The 16,351-nt window shown below is 66.3% G+C and carries 12 protein-coding genes; 10 read left to right on the top strand and 2 right to left on the bottom strand.

The features are described 5' to 3' along the window. Window positions 1–109: 109 nt before the first annotated feature. The 8 genes from rpoB (at window position 110) to AC4ELH_RS17200 (ending at window position 14,230) form a co-directional block, all read left to right on the top strand. Window positions 110–3,619 carry a DNA-directed RNA polymerase subunit beta gene (rpoB, locus tag AC4ELH_RS17235; protein ID WP_064886325.1) on the top strand — a complete coding sequence of 1,170 codons (3,510 nt, stop codon included), beginning with the start codon at window positions 110–112 and terminating at the stop codon, window positions 3,617–3,619. 36 nt (window positions 3,620–3,655) lie between these two features. Further along, the gene (locus tag AC4ELH_RS17230) at window positions 3,656–7,621 is read left to right on the top strand and encodes a DNA-directed RNA polymerase subunit beta' (RefSeq protein WP_498885574.1); all 3,966 of its coding nucleotides are present in this window, start codon (window positions 3,656–3,658) and stop codon (window positions 7,619–7,621) included. A 260-nt stretch (window positions 7,622–7,881) separates the two neighbouring features. After that, window positions 7,882–8,634: a deoxyribonuclease IV gene (locus AC4ELH_RS17225; protein WP_448448209.1), complete on the top strand. Its 753-nt coding sequence runs from the start codon at window positions 7,882–7,884 to the stop codon at window positions 8,632–8,634. 65 nt (window positions 8,635–8,699) lie between these two features. Continuing rightward, window positions 8,700–9,824 (top strand): phosphatase PAP2 family protein, encoded by a 1,125-nt coding sequence (locus AC4ELH_RS17220; RefSeq protein WP_448448210.1) that lies wholly within the window; start codon window positions 8,700–8,702, stop codon window positions 9,822–9,824. A 291-nt stretch (window positions 9,825–10,115) separates the two neighbouring features. Beyond that, window positions 10,116–11,744, top strand: a complete 1,629-nt coding sequence (locus AC4ELH_RS17215) for an acyl-CoA dehydrogenase family protein (RefSeq protein ID WP_448448211.1) — start codon at window positions 10,116–10,118, stop codon at window positions 11,742–11,744. Continuing rightward, a complete protein-coding gene (locus tag AC4ELH_RS17210; protein WP_064886320.1) occupies window positions 11,741–12,655 on the top strand; it encodes a crotonase/enoyl-CoA hydratase family protein in 915 nt (304 codons plus the stop codon). Before AC4ELH_RS17215 ends, AC4ELH_RS17210 begins: the two co-directional genes overlap by 4 nt. A gap of 1 nt (window position 12,656) precedes the next feature. Beyond that, window positions 12,657–13,466, top strand: a complete 810-nt coding sequence (locus AC4ELH_RS17205) for a PaaX family transcriptional regulator C-terminal domain-containing protein (protein ID WP_498885571.1) — start codon at window positions 12,657–12,659, stop codon at window positions 13,464–13,466. After that, window positions 13,463–14,230, top strand: coding sequence for a crotonase/enoyl-CoA hydratase family protein (locus AC4ELH_RS17200; RefSeq protein WP_448448213.1), 768 nt, complete (start codon window positions 13,463–13,465; stop codon window positions 14,228–14,230). The genes AC4ELH_RS17205 and AC4ELH_RS17200 overlap by 4 nt, the downstream gene beginning before the upstream one ends. Here AC4ELH_RS17200 and AC4ELH_RS17195 read toward each other — a convergent pair. Together AC4ELH_RS17195 and AC4ELH_RS17190 are read right to left on the bottom strand one after the other, a co-directional pair. Further along, a complete protein-coding gene (locus tag AC4ELH_RS17195) occupies window positions 14,227–14,643 on the bottom strand; it encodes a DUF3060 domain-containing protein (protein ID WP_064886317.1) in 417 nt (138 codons plus the stop codon). The two genes, AC4ELH_RS17200 and AC4ELH_RS17195, sit on opposite strands and share 4 nt — an antisense overlap. Window positions 14,644–14,676: 33 nt before the next feature. Beyond that, window positions 14,677–15,024, bottom strand: coding sequence for a DUF3060 domain-containing protein (locus AC4ELH_RS17190; protein WP_413784937.1), 348 nt, complete (start codon window positions 15,022–15,024; stop codon window positions 14,677–14,679). Window positions 15,025–15,186: 162 nt separating this feature from the next. On the opposite strand from AC4ELH_RS17190, the gene AC4ELH_RS17185 reads away from it, so the two are divergent. Both AC4ELH_RS17185 and AC4ELH_RS17180 read left to right on the top strand, forming a co-directional pair. Then, on the top strand, window positions 15,187–15,765 hold the full coding sequence (locus AC4ELH_RS17185; RefSeq protein WP_064886315.1) for a DUF3558 domain-containing protein: 579 nt from the start codon (window positions 15,187–15,189) through the stop codon (window positions 15,763–15,765). Window positions 15,766–15,789: 24 nt separating this feature from the next. Continuing rightward, window positions 15,790–16,299, top strand: a complete 510-nt coding sequence (locus AC4ELH_RS17180; protein WP_064959291.1) for a DUF3558 domain-containing protein — start codon at window positions 15,790–15,792, stop codon at window positions 16,297–16,299. Window positions 16,300–16,351: the final 52 nt, after the last annotated feature.

The raw sequence follows: 16,351 nt of genomic DNA, 5'->3' as shown, positions 1-16,351 counted from the left end.
GTCCTGTGCCGTGCGTATGGGGTTCTGGACAGGCCAAAGCCAGCCGAACCGACGCAGAATCGCGGCCCAGAAGGACGGCTCTTGCTGGCCCTTTCAAAAGTCGCATGAGGTGCTGGAAGGATGCATCTTGGCAGTCTCTAGCCAGAGCACAGCGAACGCTAACACCAATAACTCCGTCCCAGGAGCACCGAACCGAGTTTCATTTGCCAAGCTCCGCGAACCGCTTGAGGTTCCGGGGCTACTCGACGTTCAGACGGATTCCTTCGACTGGCTCGTCGGAGCGGACGGCTGGCGCCAGAAGGCCGTCGATCGCGGCGAGACCGACCCCAAGGGTGGTCTCGAAGAGGTGCTCGAAGAGCTCTCGCCGATCGAGGACTTCTCGGGCTCGATGTCGCTGAGCTTCTCCGACCCGCGCTTCGACGAGGTCAAGGCGCCGGTCGACGAGTGCAAAGACAAGGACATGACGTACGCGGCCCCGCTGTTCGTCACGGCCGAGTTCATCAACAACAACACCGGTGAGATCAAGAGCCAGACGGTCTTCATGGGTGACTTCCCGATGATGACCGAGAAGGGCACCTTCATCATCAACGGCACCGAGCGTGTCGTGGTGAGCCAGCTCGTGCGCTCTCCCGGTGTGTACTTCGACGAGAGCATCGACAAGTCCACCGAAAAGACGCTGCACAGCGTCAAGGTGATCCCGGGCCGCGGTGCGTGGCTGGAGTTCGACGTCGACAAGCGCGACACCGTCGGCGTCCGCATCGACCGCAAGCGTCGTCAGCCGGTCACCGTGCTGCTGAAGGCGCTGGGCTGGACCAGCGAGCAGATCACCGAGCGCTTCGGCTTCTCCGAGATCATGATGGGCACCCTCGAGAAGGACAGCACCGCTGGTCCCGACGAGGCGCTGCTGGACATCTACCGGAAGCTGCGTCCGGGCGAGCCGCCGACCAAGGAGTCCGCGCAGACCCTGCTGGAGAACCTGTTCTTCAAGGAGAAGCGCTACGACCTGGCCCGCGTCGGTCGCTACAAGGTCAACAAGAAGCTGGGCCTGAACGCCGGCCAGCCGATCACGTCGTCGACCCTCACCGAGGAAGACGTCGTCGCCACCATCGAGTACCTGGTGCGTCTGCACGAGGGCCAGACCTCGATGACCGTCCCCGGTGGGGTCGAGGTTCCCGTCGAGGTCGACGACATCGACCACTTCGGCAACCGTCGTCTGCGCACCGTGGGTGAGCTGATCCAGAACCAGATCCGGGTCGGCCTGTCCCGCATGGAGCGTGTCGTGCGTGAGCGCATGACCACTCAGGACGTCGAGGCGATCACGCCGCAGACCCTGATCAACATCCGTCCCGTCGTGGCGGCGATCAAGGAGTTCTTCGGAACGTCGCAGCTGTCGCAGTTCATGGACCAGAACAACCCGCTGTCGGGTCTGACCCACAAGCGTCGCCTCTCGGCGCTGGGCCCCGGCGGTCTGTCCCGTGAGCGCGCCGGCCTTGAGGTCCGCGACGTGCACTCCAGCCACTACGGCCGCATGTGCCCGATCGAGACCCCTGAGGGTCCGAACATCGGTCTGATCGGCTCGCTGTCGGTGTACGCCCGGGTCAACCCGTTCGGCTTCATCGAGACGCCTTACCGCAAGGTCAACGACGGTGTGGTCTCCGACCAGATCGACTACCTGACCGCCGACGAGGAGGACCGCCACGTCGTGGCGCAGGCCAACTCGCCGATCGACACCGACGGTCGCTTCACCGAGGACCGCGTGATGGTTCGCCGTAAGGGTGGCGAGGTCGAGAACGTGGCCCCGTCCGACGTCGACTACATGGACGTCTCGCCGCGCCAGATGGTGTCTGTCGCGACCGCGATGATCCCGTTCCTCGAGCACGACGACGCCAACCGTGCCCTGATGGGTGCCAACATGCAGCGCCAGGCAGTTCCGCTGGTACGCAGCGAGGCCCCGCTGGTCGGTACCGGTATGGAGCTGCGCGCCGCGATCGACGCCGGCGACGTCATCGTCTCGGAGAAGGCGGGCGTCGTCGAGGAGGTCTCGGCCGACTACATCACCGTGATGGCCGACGACGGTTCCCGGCACACCTACCGGATGCGCAAGTTCGCCCGGTCCAACCACGGCACCTGCGCCAACCAGCGTCCGATCGTGGACGCCGGGCAGCGTGTCGAGGCCGGCCAGGTCGTTGCCGACGGTCCCTGCACCGAGAACGGTGAGATGGCCCTGGGCAAGAACCTGCTCGTGGCGATCATGCCGTGGGAGGGTCACAACTACGAGGACGCGATCATCCTCTCGAACCGTCTGGTCGAAGAGGACGTGCTCACCTCGATTCACATCGAAGAGCACGAGATCGATGCCCGCGACACCAAGCTGGGCGCCGAGGAGATCACCCGGGACATCCCGAACGTCTCCGATGAGGTGCTGGCCGATCTCGACGAGCGCGGCATCGTCCGCATCGGCGCCGAGGTCCGCGACGGCGACATCCTGGTCGGCAAGGTCACCCCGAAGGGTGAGACCGAACTGACCCCGGAAGAGCGCCTGCTGCGTGCCATCTTCGGTGAGAAGGCCCGCGAGGTTCGCGACACGTCGCTGAAGGTGCCCCACGGTGAGTCCGGCAAGGTCATCGGCATCCGCGTGTTCTCCCGCGAGGACGACGACGAGCTGCCCGCCGGCGTCAACGAGCTGGTCCGCGTCTATGTGGCCCAGAAGCGCAAGATCTCCGACGGCGACAAGCTCGCCGGACGCCACGGCAACAAGGGCGTCATCGGCAAGATCCTGCCCGTCGAGGACATGCCGTTCATGCCCGACGGCACCCCGGTGGACATCATCCTGAACACCCACGGTGTGCCGCGTCGTATGAACATCGGCCAGATCCTGGAAACCCACCTCGGGTGGGTGGCCAAGGCCGGCTGGAACATCGATGTGGCCGAGGGAACGCCGGAGTGGGCGAGCAGGCTGCCCGATGGTCTGCACTCGGCCCCGGTCGACAGCATCGTCAGCACCCCGGTGTTCGACGGCGCCCGCGAAGAGGAACTGGCCGGCCTGCTCGGCTCGACGCTGCCCAACCGTGACGGCGACGTCATGGTGAATGCCGACGGCAAGGCGACGTTGTTCGACGGCCGCAGTGGCGAACCGTTCCCGTACCCGGTGACGGTCGGCTACATGTACATCCTCAAGCTGCACCACCTGGTGGACGACAAGATTCACGCCCGCTCCACCGGCCCGTACTCGATGATCACCCAGCAGCCGCTCGGTGGTAAGGCGCAGTTCGGTGGTCAGCGATTCGGTGAGATGGAATGTTGGGCCATGCAGGCGTACGGCGCTGCCTACACCCTGCAGGAGCTGCTGACCATCAAGTCCGACGACACGGTCGGCCGCGTGAAGGTGTACGAGGCCATCGTCAAGGGCGAGAACATCCCTGAACCCGGTATCCCCGAGTCGTTCAAGGTGCTTCTCAAGGAGCTGCAGTCGCTGTGCCTCAACGTTGAGGTGCTCTCCAGCGACGGCGCGGCGATCGAAATGCGTGACGGTGACGACGAGGACCTGGAGCGTGCCGCTGCCAACCTCGGTATCAACCTGTCGCGCAACGAGTCCGCCTCTGTCGAAGATCTCGCCTGAGTTGTTTTCTAGTCCCGAAAGGGGAAAGGGAGTTACGTGCTAGACGTCAACTTCTTCGATGAACTCCGCATCGGCCTCGCCACTGCGGACGACATCCGTAACTGGTCCTTCGGCGAGGTCAAGAAGCCGGAGACCATCAACTACCGCACGCTGAAGCCTGAGAAGGACGGCCTGTTCTGCGAGAAGATCTTCGGACCGACTCGCGACTGGGAGTGCTACTGCGGTAAGTACAAGCGCGTCCGGTTCAAGGGCATCATCTGTGAGCGCTGCGGCGTCGAGGTGACCCGGGCGAAGGTGCGTCGTGAGCGGATGGGCCACATCGAGCTGGCCGCACCCGTCACGCACATCTGGTACTTCAAGGGTGTTCCGTCCCGGTTGGGCTACCTGCTCGACCTGGCCCCGAAGGATCTGGAAAAGATCATCTACTTCGCGGCCTACGTGATCACCGCGGTCGACGACGAGATGCGCCACAACGAGCTGTCGACGCTCGAGGCCGAGATGGCCGTCGAGCGCAAGGCCGTCGAGGATCAGCGCGACGCCGACCTGGAGGCCCGGGCCCAGAAGCTCGAGGCCGACCTGGCCGAGCTCGAGGCCGAGGGTGCCAAGTCCGACGTGCGCCGCAAGGTGCGCGACGGCGGCGAGCGTGAGATGCGTCAGCTCCGCGACCGGGCCCAGCGTGAGCTGGACCGGCTCGACGAGATCTGGACCACCTTCACCAAGCTGGCCCCCAAGCAGCTCATCGTGGACGAAGTTCTGTACCGCGAGCTGCAGGACCGCTACGGCGAGTACTTCACCGGTGCCATGGGCGCGGAGTCGATCAAGAAGCTCATCGAGACCTTCGACATCGAGGCCGAGGCCGAGTCGCTGCGCGACACCATCAAGAACGGCAAGGGCCAGAAGAAGCTGCGCGCCCTCAAGCGCCTGAAGGTCGTCGCGGCCTTCCAGCAGTCGGGTAACTCCCCGCTGGGCATGGTGCTCGACGCGGTTCCGGTGATCCCGCCGGAGCTGCGTCCGATGGTTCAGCTCGACGGTGGCCGTTTCGCCACCTCCGACCTGAACGACCTGTACCGCCGCGTGATCAACCGCAACAACCGGCTCAAGCGACTGATCGACCTCGGCGCGCCCGAGATCATCGTCAACAACGAGAAGCGCATGCTTCAGGAGTCGGTGGACGCGCTGTTCGACAACGGCCGTCGTGGCCGGCCGGTCACCGGTCCGGGCAACCGTCCGCTCAAGTCGCTGTCCGATCTGCTCAAGGGCAAGCAGGGCCGCTTCCGTCAGAACCTGCTCGGTAAGCGTGTCGACTACTCGGGCCGTTCGGTCATCGTGGTCGGCCCGCAGCTCAAGCTGCACCAGTGCGGTCTGCCCAAGCTGATGGCCCTGGAGCTGTTCAAGCCGTTCGTGATGAAGCGTCTGGTCGACCTGAACCACGCGCAGAACATCAAGAGCGCCAAGCGCATGGTGGAACGTCAGCGTCCCCAGGTGTGGGATGTCCTCGAAGAGGTCATCGCCGAGCACCCGGTGCTGCTGAACCGTGCACCTACGCTGCACCGCCTGGGTATCCAGGCCTTCGAGCCGCAGCTGGTGGAAGGCAAGGCCATCCAGCTGCACCCGCTGGTGTGTGAGGCGTTCAACGCTGACTTCGACGGTGACCAGATGGCCGTGCACCTGCCGCTGTCGGCAGAGGCTCAGGCCGAGGCCCGCATCCTGATGCTGTCCTCGAACAACATCCTGTCCCCGGCGTCGGGTAAGCCGCTGGCCATGCCGCGTCTGGACATGGTGACCGGTCTGTACTTCCTGACCACCGAGGTCGCCGGCGACCCCGGCGAGTACGTGGCCGCCGCCAAGGATCGTGCGGAGCAGGGCGTGTACAGCTCGCCCGCCGAGGCGATCATGGCGCTGGACCGCGGTGCTCTGTCGGTGCGCGCCAAGATCAAGGTGCGGTTGACGCAGCAGCGTCCGCCGGCCGCCGTCGAGGCTGCACTTTTCGGCTCCTCCGAGCACGGTGGCTGGAAGCCGGGCGACGCCTGGACCGCGGAGACCACGCTGGGCCGGGTGCTCTTCAACGAGCTGCTGCCCAAGGGCTACCCGTTCGTCAACGAGCAGATGCACAAGAAGGTCCAGGCCCGGATCATCAACGATCTGGCCGAGCGCTTCCCGATGATCGTGGTGGCGCAGACCGTCGACAAGCTCAAGGACGCCGGCTTCCACTGGGCCACCCGTTCGGGTGTCACGGTCTCGATGGCCGACGTTCTGGTGCCGCCGCAGAAGCAGGAGATCCTGGAGCGGCACGAGGCCGAGGCCGAGGCGATCGAGCGCAAGTACCAGCGCGGCGCGCTGAACCACAACGAGCGCAACGAGTCGTTGGTCAAGATCTGGCAGGACGCCACCGAAGAGGTCGGTAAGGCGATGGAGGAGTACTACCCGGCCGACAACCCGATCATCACGATCGTGAAGTCCGGCGCCACGGGTAACCTCACCCAGACCCGCACCCTGGCCGGCATGAAGGGTCTGGTGACCAACCCGAAGGGTGAGTTCATCCCGCGCCCGATCAAGTCCTCGTTCCGCGAAGGCTTGACGGTGTTGGAGTACTTCATCAACACCCACGGTGCCCGTAAGGGTCTGGCCGACACCGCTCTGCGTACCGCCGACTCGGGTTACCTGACCCGTCGTCTGGTGGACGTGTCGCAGGACGTCATCGTCCGCGAGACCGACTGCGAGACCGAGCGCGGCATCGTCGTCACGCTGGCCGAGCGCGGTCCCGATGGTTCGCTGATCCGCGATGCGCACGTCGAGACTTCGGCGTTCGCCCGCACCCTGGCCACCGATGCAGTCGATGACAAGGGCAACGTCGTCATCGAGCGCGGCCATGACCTGGGTGACCCGGCCATCGACGCGCTGCTGGCTGCCGGCGTCGCCCAGGTGAAGGTCCGCTCCGTGCTGACCTGTGCCTCGGCTTCCGGCGTGTGTGCCAAGTGCTACGGCCGCTCGATGGCCACCGGCAAGCTGGTCGACATCGGCGAGGCCGTCGGCATCGTCGCCGCCCAGTCCATCGGTGAGCCCGGTACCCAGCTGACCATGCGTACCTTCCACCAGGGTGGTGTTACCGGTGGCGCCGACATCGTCGGTGGTCTGCCCCGCGTGCAGGAGCTGTTCGAGGCCCGTATTCCGCGGAACAAGGCGCCCATCGCCGACGTCGCGGGCCGGGTCCGGCTGGAGGAGAGCGACAAGTTCTTCAAGATCACCATCGTTCCTGACGACGGTGGCGAGGAAGTTGTCTACGAGAAGCTCTCCAAGCGTCAGCGGCTGCGTGTGCTCACCCACGAGGACGGCTCCGAAGGCGTGTTGTCCGACGGTGACCACGTCGAGGTCGGCGACCAGCTGATGGAAGGCTCCGCCGATCCGCACGAGGTGCTGCGTGTCCAGGGCCCCCGCGAGGTGCAGATCCACCTCGTCAAGGAGGTCCAGGAGGTCTACCGGGCCCAGGGCGTGTCGATCCACGACAAGCACATCGAGGTCATCGTCCGGCAGATGCTGCGTCGCGTCACGATCATCGATTCGGGTGCGACGGAGTTCCTGCCCGGTTCGCTGACCGAGCGTGCCGAGTTCGAGACCGCGAACCGTCGCGTCGTGGCCGAGGGCGGCGAGCCCGCGGCCGGACGTCCGGTGCTGATGGGTATCACCAAGGCATCGCTGGCCACGGATTCGTGGCTGTCGGCGGCGTCGTTCCAGGAGACCACTCGCGTGCTTACCGATGCGGCGATCAACTGCCGCAGCGACAAGCTGCAGGGTCTGAAGGAGAACGTGATCATCGGTAAGTTGATCCCGGCCGGTACCGGTATCGCCCGTTACCGCGACATCCAGGTGCAGCCGACCGAAGAGGCCCGCGCTGCGGCGTACACGATCCCGTCCTACGAGGATCAGTACTACAGCCCGGACTTCGGTGCGGCCACCGGTGCTGCGGTGCCGCTGGACGATTACGGATACTCGGACTACCGCTAGTTCGCTACGGAAAAGCCCCCGCTTCGGCGGGGGCTTTTTCGTGCGGTGGGTGCGGTGGGTGCGCCCGCTGTCGCGCCGCTTGTCGCCCGCTTTGTCACGCCAGAGTGGCTCCCGACATCGACCGCCACTCCAGCGTGACGCTCGAGAAGTGGGCGCGGTCCGGCGGTCTGGGCTTGCCGCTCCAGCGTGACACTCGAGCGTGACGGCCACTCCAGCGTGACAGAGCGGGACTGTCACCGAGCCCGCCTAGACTTGGCGGCGTGCTCATCGGCTCGCATGTAGACAACACCGATCCATTGGCCGCGGCCGCCGCAGACGGCGCCGACGTGGTGCAGTTCTTCCTCGGCAACCCGCAGAGCTGGAAAAAACCCAGGCCCCGCGAGGACGCCGAGGTGCTCAAGGCCTCGGCGGTGCCGTTGTACGTGCATGCGCCGTACCTGATCAACGTGGCCTCGGCCAACAACCGGGTGCGGATCCCGTCCCGCAAGATCCTGCAGGACACGTGCGACGCCGCCGCCGAGATCGGCGCGACCGCGGTGATCGTGCACGGCGGCCACGCTGACGACAACGACATGGACGCCGGGTTCGAGCGATGGGCCAAGGCGCTGGACTATCTGAACACCGACGTGCCGGTGTACCTGGAGAACACCGCAGGCGGGGATCACGCCATGGCGCGGCATTTCGACACGATCAGCCGGTTGTGGGATCACATCGGGGACAAAGGAATTGGCTTCTGTCTCGACACCTGCCATGCGTGGGCGGCGGGGGAGGCGCTGATCGACGCGGTAGACCGGATCAAGGGCATCACCGGACGCATCGACCTCGTGCACTGCAATGACTCGCGCGATGCGGCCGGCTCGGGCGCCGACCGTCATGCCAATTTCGGTGCCGGGCAGATCGATCCGCAGTTGCTGGCGGCGGTGGTCAATGCGGCCGATGCGCCCGTGATCTGTGAGACCGCAGAAGAGGGACGCAAGGACGACATCGCGTTTCTCCGCGAGCACGCCGGCTGACACGTTCGGCAACTTGAACCGTTTTCAACGGCACCGTGACGCAAAGGTGAACTAACGTCACCTCTGTGACCGCGGTAGATGATTCGGTAACCGAAGAAGCTCCCGCGCAATCAGGCGCGACCAACCGTGCCAGTCGGCTGCGCATACTGCGGTACTGCGCGATCGCCGGGTGGGCGGCTGTGGTCATCTACCGCACCGTCACCGACGGCTTCGCCTTCAACCGGGAATTGTTGCTGCTCTACATCGCGGCCGGCCTGCTGGCCGCGAGTATCGGGCAGGGGCGCCGAATGCTCTACGTCATCCGCGACTGGCTGCCATTCGCACTGGTGCTGGCCGCTTACGACCTGAGCCGGGGCGCTGCGACCCTGGTCGGCCGGCCGACGCTGTGGCACTGGCAGGTCGACGCGGATCGGTGGATGTTCTTCGGCACGGTGCCCACGGTGTGGCTGCAGGAGCGGTTGAAAATGCTCCACCCGCCGTGGTGGGAAGTCGTGATCAGCACGGTGTACATGTCTTTCTTCATCCTTCCCTACGTCGTGGCCGGTGTGCTGTGGCTGCGTGACCGCGAGGAGTGGAAGCGGTTCGTGCGTTTGTTCGTCGGACTGTCGTTCGCGGCGCTGGTCATCTATGCGCTGTTGCCTGCCGCGCCGCCGTGGGCCGCGGCGAGATGCACCGCCGACGATGTCGACGGCGGCCCGTCGGGCCCGGGGTGCATGTTCAGATCGGCGCGCGAAGCCGTCGACGGAGGCCTGCTCGGCGCCATGCAGGGCAGTCAGGACGGTGCGCACGACTGGATCGAACGGATCGTCACCCGCGGTTGGGGCAAGCTCCACCTGCATACCGCGACGGCATTGATCGACCAGGGCCAGGCCAGCGTGAACCTGGTCGCGGCCATCCCGTCCCTGCACGCCGGTCTGACCGCGGCGGTAGCGGTGTTCCTGTGGAACCGGGTGAACCGCGGATGGCGGCCGTTGTTGGTGGCCTATCCGCTCATCATGGCCTTCACACTCGTCTACACCGCCGAGCACTACGTGGTCGACATCCTGCTCGGCTGGACCTTGGCGGCCGTGGTGTTGTTCGCGCTCAACCGGTACGAAGTGCGGCGGGCTGCAGGCTCGGCGGAGCGCGACGAACAAGCCCGCGACAACGAGGACGTACCGACCGTCGTCGGAGGACTCGACCCGGCCTGATTCGCCGCCAAGGGCGATCGGCCGGGGTGACTCTGTTGCCACGCCAGTTCTGACGCGTTTGTCACGCCCGTTCTGCCAGGCCAGTTTCTGTCACGCCAGCGTGGCCGTCGACCGCGAGCGCCACGCTGGCGTGACGCGCTCGGGCCCGGCACGTGGGCCCAGTCGTCGAGCGTCACGCTGGGGTGGCACCCGGAGTCGAGAGCCACTCCAGCGTGACAACGGGCGCTTGGCCGGGGTGGCCGTCCTATTACAACTATTGTGCAGTTGTCGGAAATTTGTAACACTGGATGCATGGCTGATACGCATGTCGTCACCAATCAGGTCCCCACGCTGGAGGACTACAACCCCGCCACCTCACCGGTGCTCGCCGAGGCCCTCATCCGCGAAGGCGGAGAGTGGGGCATCGATGAGGTCCACGAACTGGGCGCGATCAACGGCAGCGTCCAGGCGCAGCGCTGGGGTGAGCTCGCCGACCGCAACCAGCCGGTGCTGCACACCCACGACCGCTACGGCAACCGGATCGACGAGGTCGAATACGACCCGGCCTATCACGAGCTGATGAACGTGGCTGTCACCCACGGTCTGCACGGAGCCCCGTGGGCCGATGATCGTGAGGGCTCGCACGTGGTGCGGGCCGCGAAGACCTCGGTCTGGACGGTTGAGCCCGGGCACGTCTGCCCGATCTCGATGACCTATGCCGTCGTGCCCGCGCTGCGGTTCAACCCCGAGCTGGCCGCGGTCTACGAGCCGCTGCTGACCAGCCGGGTGTACGACCCCGAACTGAAGCTCGCGACGACGAAAGCCGGTATCACCGCGGGCATGTCGATGACCGAGAAGCAGGGCGGCTCCGACGTTCGCGCCGGCACCACCGAGGCCACACCGAACGGTGACGGCACCTACTCGCTGCGCGGGCACAAATGGTTCACCTCGGCCCCGATGGGGGACATCTTCCTCGTGCTCGCTCAGGCCCCGGGCGGCCTGAGCTGTTTCTTCCTGCCGCGCATCCTGCCCGACGGCAGCCGCAACCGGATGTTCCTGCAGCGCCTCAAGGACAAGCTCGGCAATCATGCCAACGCCTCCAGTGAGGTCGAGTACGACGGTGCCACGGCCTGGCTGGTTGGTGAGGAGGGCCGCGGCGTGCCGACCATCATCGAGATGGTCAACCTGACGCGTCTGGACTGCACCCTTGGTAGTGCCACCAGCATGCGCACCGGCCTGACTCGGGCCGTGCACCACGCCCAGCACCGGAAGGCATTCGGCGCCTACCTGATCGATCAGCCGCTGATGCGCAACGTCCTCGCGGACCTGGCCGTAGAGGCCGAGGCGGCGACCATGCTGGCGATGCGGATGGCCGGCGCCACCGACAAGGCGGTGCGCGGTGACGAGCGTGAAGCGCTGCTGCGCCGCATCGGTCTGGCGGCGGGCAAGTACTGGGTGTGCAAGCGGGCCACCCCGCACGCCGCCGAGGCGATGGAATGCCTCGGCGGCAACGGTTATGTGGAGGAATCCGGTATGCCGCGGCTTTATCGCGAGGCTCCGCTGATGGGCATCTGGGAAGGCTCGGGCAATGTCAGCGCGCTGGACACCTTGCGCGCCATGGCAACCCGGCCGGAGAGTGTCGCGGTGCTGTTCGACGAACTGTCCAAGACCGCCGGTCAGGATCCGCGCCTGGACCGTCACGTCACGTCGTTGCAGAACGACCTCGCGGATCTCGAGACCATCCAGTACCGGGGCCGCAAGGTGGCCGAGGACATCTCACTCGCACTGCAGGGCGCGCTGCTGGTGCGGCACGGCCACCCCGCGGTGGCCGAGGCTTTCCTGGCCAGCCGGCTCGGTGGGCAGTGGGGTCAGGCCTTCGGCACGCTGCCGACCGGGCTCGACCTCGCCCCGATCCTCGAGCGGGCGCTGGTCAAGGGATGAGCGTCGAGACGCTCAAGACGATGACCTACGAGGTCACCGACCGGATCGCACGAATCACGTTCAACCGCCCCGAAAAAGGCAACTCGATCGTCGCCGACACCCCGCTGGAACTGCAGATGCTGGTCGAGCGGGCTGACCTGGACCCGAACGTCCACGTCATCCTGGTGTCGGGCCGCGGCGAGGGATTCTGCGCCGGGTTCGACCTGTCGGCCTACGCCGATGGAACCGGCGAGGCCGGGGGTGGCCGTTACGACGGAACCGTGCTGTCCGGCAGAACCCAGGCCATCAACCACCTCCCGGACCAACCCTGGGACCCGATGGTCGACTACCAGATGATGAGCCGGTTCGTGCGTGGATTCTCCAGCCTGATGCATGCCGACAAGCCGACCGTGGTCAAGATCCACGGCTACTGCGTGGCCGGCGGTACCGACATCGCGTTGCACGCTGACCAGGTGATCGCCGCCGCCGACGCCAAGATCGGCTATCCGCCCATGCGGGTATGGGGCGTTCCGGCCGCTGGCCTGTGGGCGCACCGGCTGGGGGATCAACGCGCCAAACGCCTTCTGTTCACCGGTGATTGCATCACCGGCGCGCAGGCCGCCGAATGGGGTCTGGCCGTGGAGGCGCCTGAGCCCGAGGATCTGGACGAGCGCACCGAGCGTCTCGTCGCGCGCATCGCCGCGATGCCCGTCAACCAGCTCATCATGGCCAAGCTGGCCTGCAACTCCGCCTTGCTGCAGCAGGGTGTTGCCACCAGTCGGATGGTCAGTACGGTGTTCGACGGCATCGCCCGGCACACTCCCGAAGGACACGCCTTCGTGGCCGACGCCGTCGAACACGGCTTCCGTGAAGCGGTGCGCCATCGCGACGAACCGATGGGTGACTACGGGCGCAGGTCTTCCGGGGTCTGAGATGTCCGCGCTCAAACGGATGACGGCCCGCTCGGTGGTGCTGAGCGTGCTGCTCGGCGCGCATCCGGCATGGGCGAGTGCCGCCGAGCTGATCAGGCTGACAGCCGATTTCGACATCAGAGAGCCGACGCTGCGGGTGGCGCTGACGCGCATGGTCAGTGCCGGTGACCTGGTTCGCTCCGAGGACGGTTACCGACTGTCGGACCGGCTGCTGACCCGTCAGCGCCGCCAGGACGACGCGATCGATCCCCGGTTGCGTGAGTATGGCGGTCAATGGCTGACGCTGGTCATCACCAGCGTCGGTACCGACGCCCGTACCCGTGCGTCGTTGCGGAACACCCTGCAGCAGTATCGGTTCGGTGAGCTGCGCGAGGGCGTGTGGATGCGCCCGGACAATCTCGACCAGGCGTTGCCGCAGGAGATCACCCATCGGGTGCGGGTCCTGCACACCCGGGACGACGATCCGGCCGGCCTGGTCGCCGCGCTGTGGGACCTTCCCGGCTGGCGGCGCACCGGCGAGCACTTGTTGGACGAGATGGCTGACGCGGCCGACGTTCCAGGACGGTTCGGTGCGGCCGCGGGCATCGTGCGCCACCTGCTCTCGGACCCCGTACTGCCCGACGAGCTGCTGCCGGCAAGTTGGCCGGGCGCTGAATTGCGCAAGGCCTACAACGACTTCGCTGCCGAACTCGTCGATCGGCGCGACGGTGCTGAACATGTCGCGTCCCGCGACGGTGCTGAACATGTCGCGTCCCGCGACGGTGCTGAACATGTCGCGTCCCGCGACGACAAACTCATGGAGGCGACGTGACCGAAGCTGTCCGGGTCGAACGCAACGGGGCGGTGACCACGGTCATCATCGACCGCCCGCACGCCCGTAATGCGGTCGACGGTCCTACCGCGGCGGCCCTGTTCGCCGCGTTCGAGCAGTTCGACGCCGACGACGACGCGGCGGTCGCGGTACTGACCGGGGCCGGTGGAACCTTCTGCGCCGGTGCCGACCTCAAAGCTTTCGGCACACCTCAGGTGAACCGGCTGGACCCTGCCGGACCCGGGCCGATGGGACCGAGCCGAATGGTGTTGTCCAAGCCGGTGATCGCCGCGATCAGCGGCCACGCCGTGGCCGGCGGATTGGAGCTGGCCCTGTGGTGTGACCTGCGCGTGGTCGACGAGGATGCGGTGATGGGCGTGTTCTGCCGCCGGTGGGGAGTGCCACTGATCGACGGCGGCACCGTCCGGTTGCCCCGGCTGATCGGGCAGAGCCGCGCCATGGACCTGATCCTGACCGGACGCGCCGTCGACGCCGCCGAGGCCCACGCGATCGGTCTGGCCAACCGGGTGGTCCCGAAAGGCCAGGCCCGCGAACATGCCGAGGAGCTCGCCGCCCAGCTCTCTCGGCTCCCACAGCAATGTCTGCGGGCCGACCGGCTCTCGGCACTGCATCAGTGGGGCGAATCCGAGCAGGCAGCAATGGAATTCGAGTTCGCCAGCATCAACCGGGTCGCGGGTGAGGCGGCCGAGGGAGCCGGTCGGTTCGCCGGGGGAGCCGGCCGGCACGGTGCCAGCGCGAGCTAGCCCTTGTTGACCTTGTTGTTGCTGCCGGTATTGGTGACCTTCGGGTCGCCCGCCGCGTAGCTGACAGTGTTGTTGAGCCCGATGATGGTGAGGCCCTTGTCGATCCGCTCGAAGGTGATCTTGTTGTCGGAACCGCCGATGTTCACGTTCGCGCAGGTGCCCTTGACGGTCAGCGTGTTGTTGGTGCCTCCCACCGTGAGGGATTTGCCGTCGGCGCAGTCGATGTCGGTCGTGGTGCCGACCGACATGTAGTTGATGGTGTTGCCGACCTCGACATTGACCCCGGACTCTCCCGCAGTGGCGCTGGGGGTGGCGGTGTCTGAGCTTTCGGATCCACAGGCCGCCAGGGTGAGAGCGGCCGCGGCGGCGCCGACCGCGAGGACCAGCTGGGTGTGGGGAAAACGGGTGAGCACGGGGTCTGCCTCTGCTTTCTTCCTCAGGCTTGGTCAGGCGGGAACGCGGCTGATCTGGTTGACCATCGCCAGTTCTCGGCCGCGGTCGACGATAATCGGGTCGCCGTTCTTGAAGAACACCGTCTGGTCCCAGCCGTACACGGTGATGTCGTTGATGACATTGTCGGCGACGATCACGTTGGACGTCCCCTGAACCGTGATCGCCCAGCAGGTGCCCAAGGCGTTGACCCGGTTGTTGGATCCGTTGACGAGCAGCGTGGCGTTGTTGCAGTCGATTGTCTGTTCCAGGCTCTGGCCGGTGACGGTGGTGTCACCGTTCTTGGCTGCGGCGCCGGGCGCGCCGACGGTGAGCGCCAACGGCAATGCGACCAGACCGGCCATCACTGTCCGGCTCACAGCTGTCCAATTCACGATGAGTTCCCCTTCCGATGCGCTGCGAGAAGAGTACGTGGCGCTGTCGCGGTGACGGCAGGTGTTCGTCAGTTTGACGGGCGGTTGCCGACGGGTCGCGTGTGGTGTCGGTGCTGGGTACCGTGTTCAGCAATGCGTCGGTGTGTTGTTCATGCTGCTGCCGTGGCAGTCACAGCCGTGGTGACCGTCGCGGGGTGTTCGCACACCATCGACGGGGCTGCCCGCCGTGCGTCGGCCGATACCGCCGATCCCGATCGCAGTTTCGGCTACGTCGACGACCGGTGCGGTCTGTTGGTCGACAGCACGGTCCAGGAGATCCTTGCCGCCGACAACGTGGTGCGCCCGTACAGCGGCGCGGTGTGCCAGTACGTGTTGTCGCGTAAGACCGGCGGGACGCCGAACGCCGGCGGGCCGGCAATGCTCGACGTGATCTTCTCGTGGTTCGAAGAAGGGTCCCTGGATCGGGAGCGGGCGGTGGCCCGCAGTCGCGACGCCCAGATCACCGACACCGTGGTGGAGCGGCACCAGGCATTCCTCGCCCGTCGCGATGTCACCGGCGCGGCCTGCTCGGCGACCGCCTCGGCCGGATCGGGCGTCATCAGCTGGTGGGTGCAGTTCCGTCGCGCGGCCGGTGCCGGACCGGCTGCCAAGGGCGACCCCTGCCAGGACGCCAAGAAGCTGCTCTCGGCCACCCTGCAATCGGAACTCTGACCCGTGACGCATCGCTGCCTCGCCGTGAGGTACTTGGTCGGCTTCGCAGCCGCAGTGGCGTTGCTGACCGCCTGCGGGCCGTCGGACACGTCGCCGGCTCCCGGGCCTGCAGCTCCCGGCGGCGGTTTCCATGGCGCGGACTGCAACGGGGTCACCGACGCCGATATCACCGATGCCGTCGGATCGTCGATGTTCACCAAGGCCGTGGTCAGCGACAACGGGTGCTTCTGGCAGGAGAACTCGGTGCTGGGCACGTTCGGTGCCGGCATGGGCATCTCCACGTGGTGGTACCGGGGCAGCGACATGGACACCGAACGGACATTGGAGACCCGGGCCGGACGCACGCTCACCGAATTGTCGATCGACGGGAACAAGGGCTTCCGGGCGGCCGACGCAAATGTGTGCAGCATCTATGTGGCCAAAGGCGAAGACGTCATCACGTGGTCGATCCAGACGATGAATCCGGCCACGCTGCCCGATCTGTGTCAGGTCATCGAGAAACTCGCCCGGCTCAGTCAGGGCCGGGTCAACTGATCTGCGCTGTCTGAGGGGCTACAGTTTCACGGCGACCCCAACGGTGGGGTCG

It is taken from the genome of Mycobacterium shunyiense (assembly GCF_058270075.1).
This window is presented reverse-complemented; position numbering and strand designations above follow the sequence as displayed.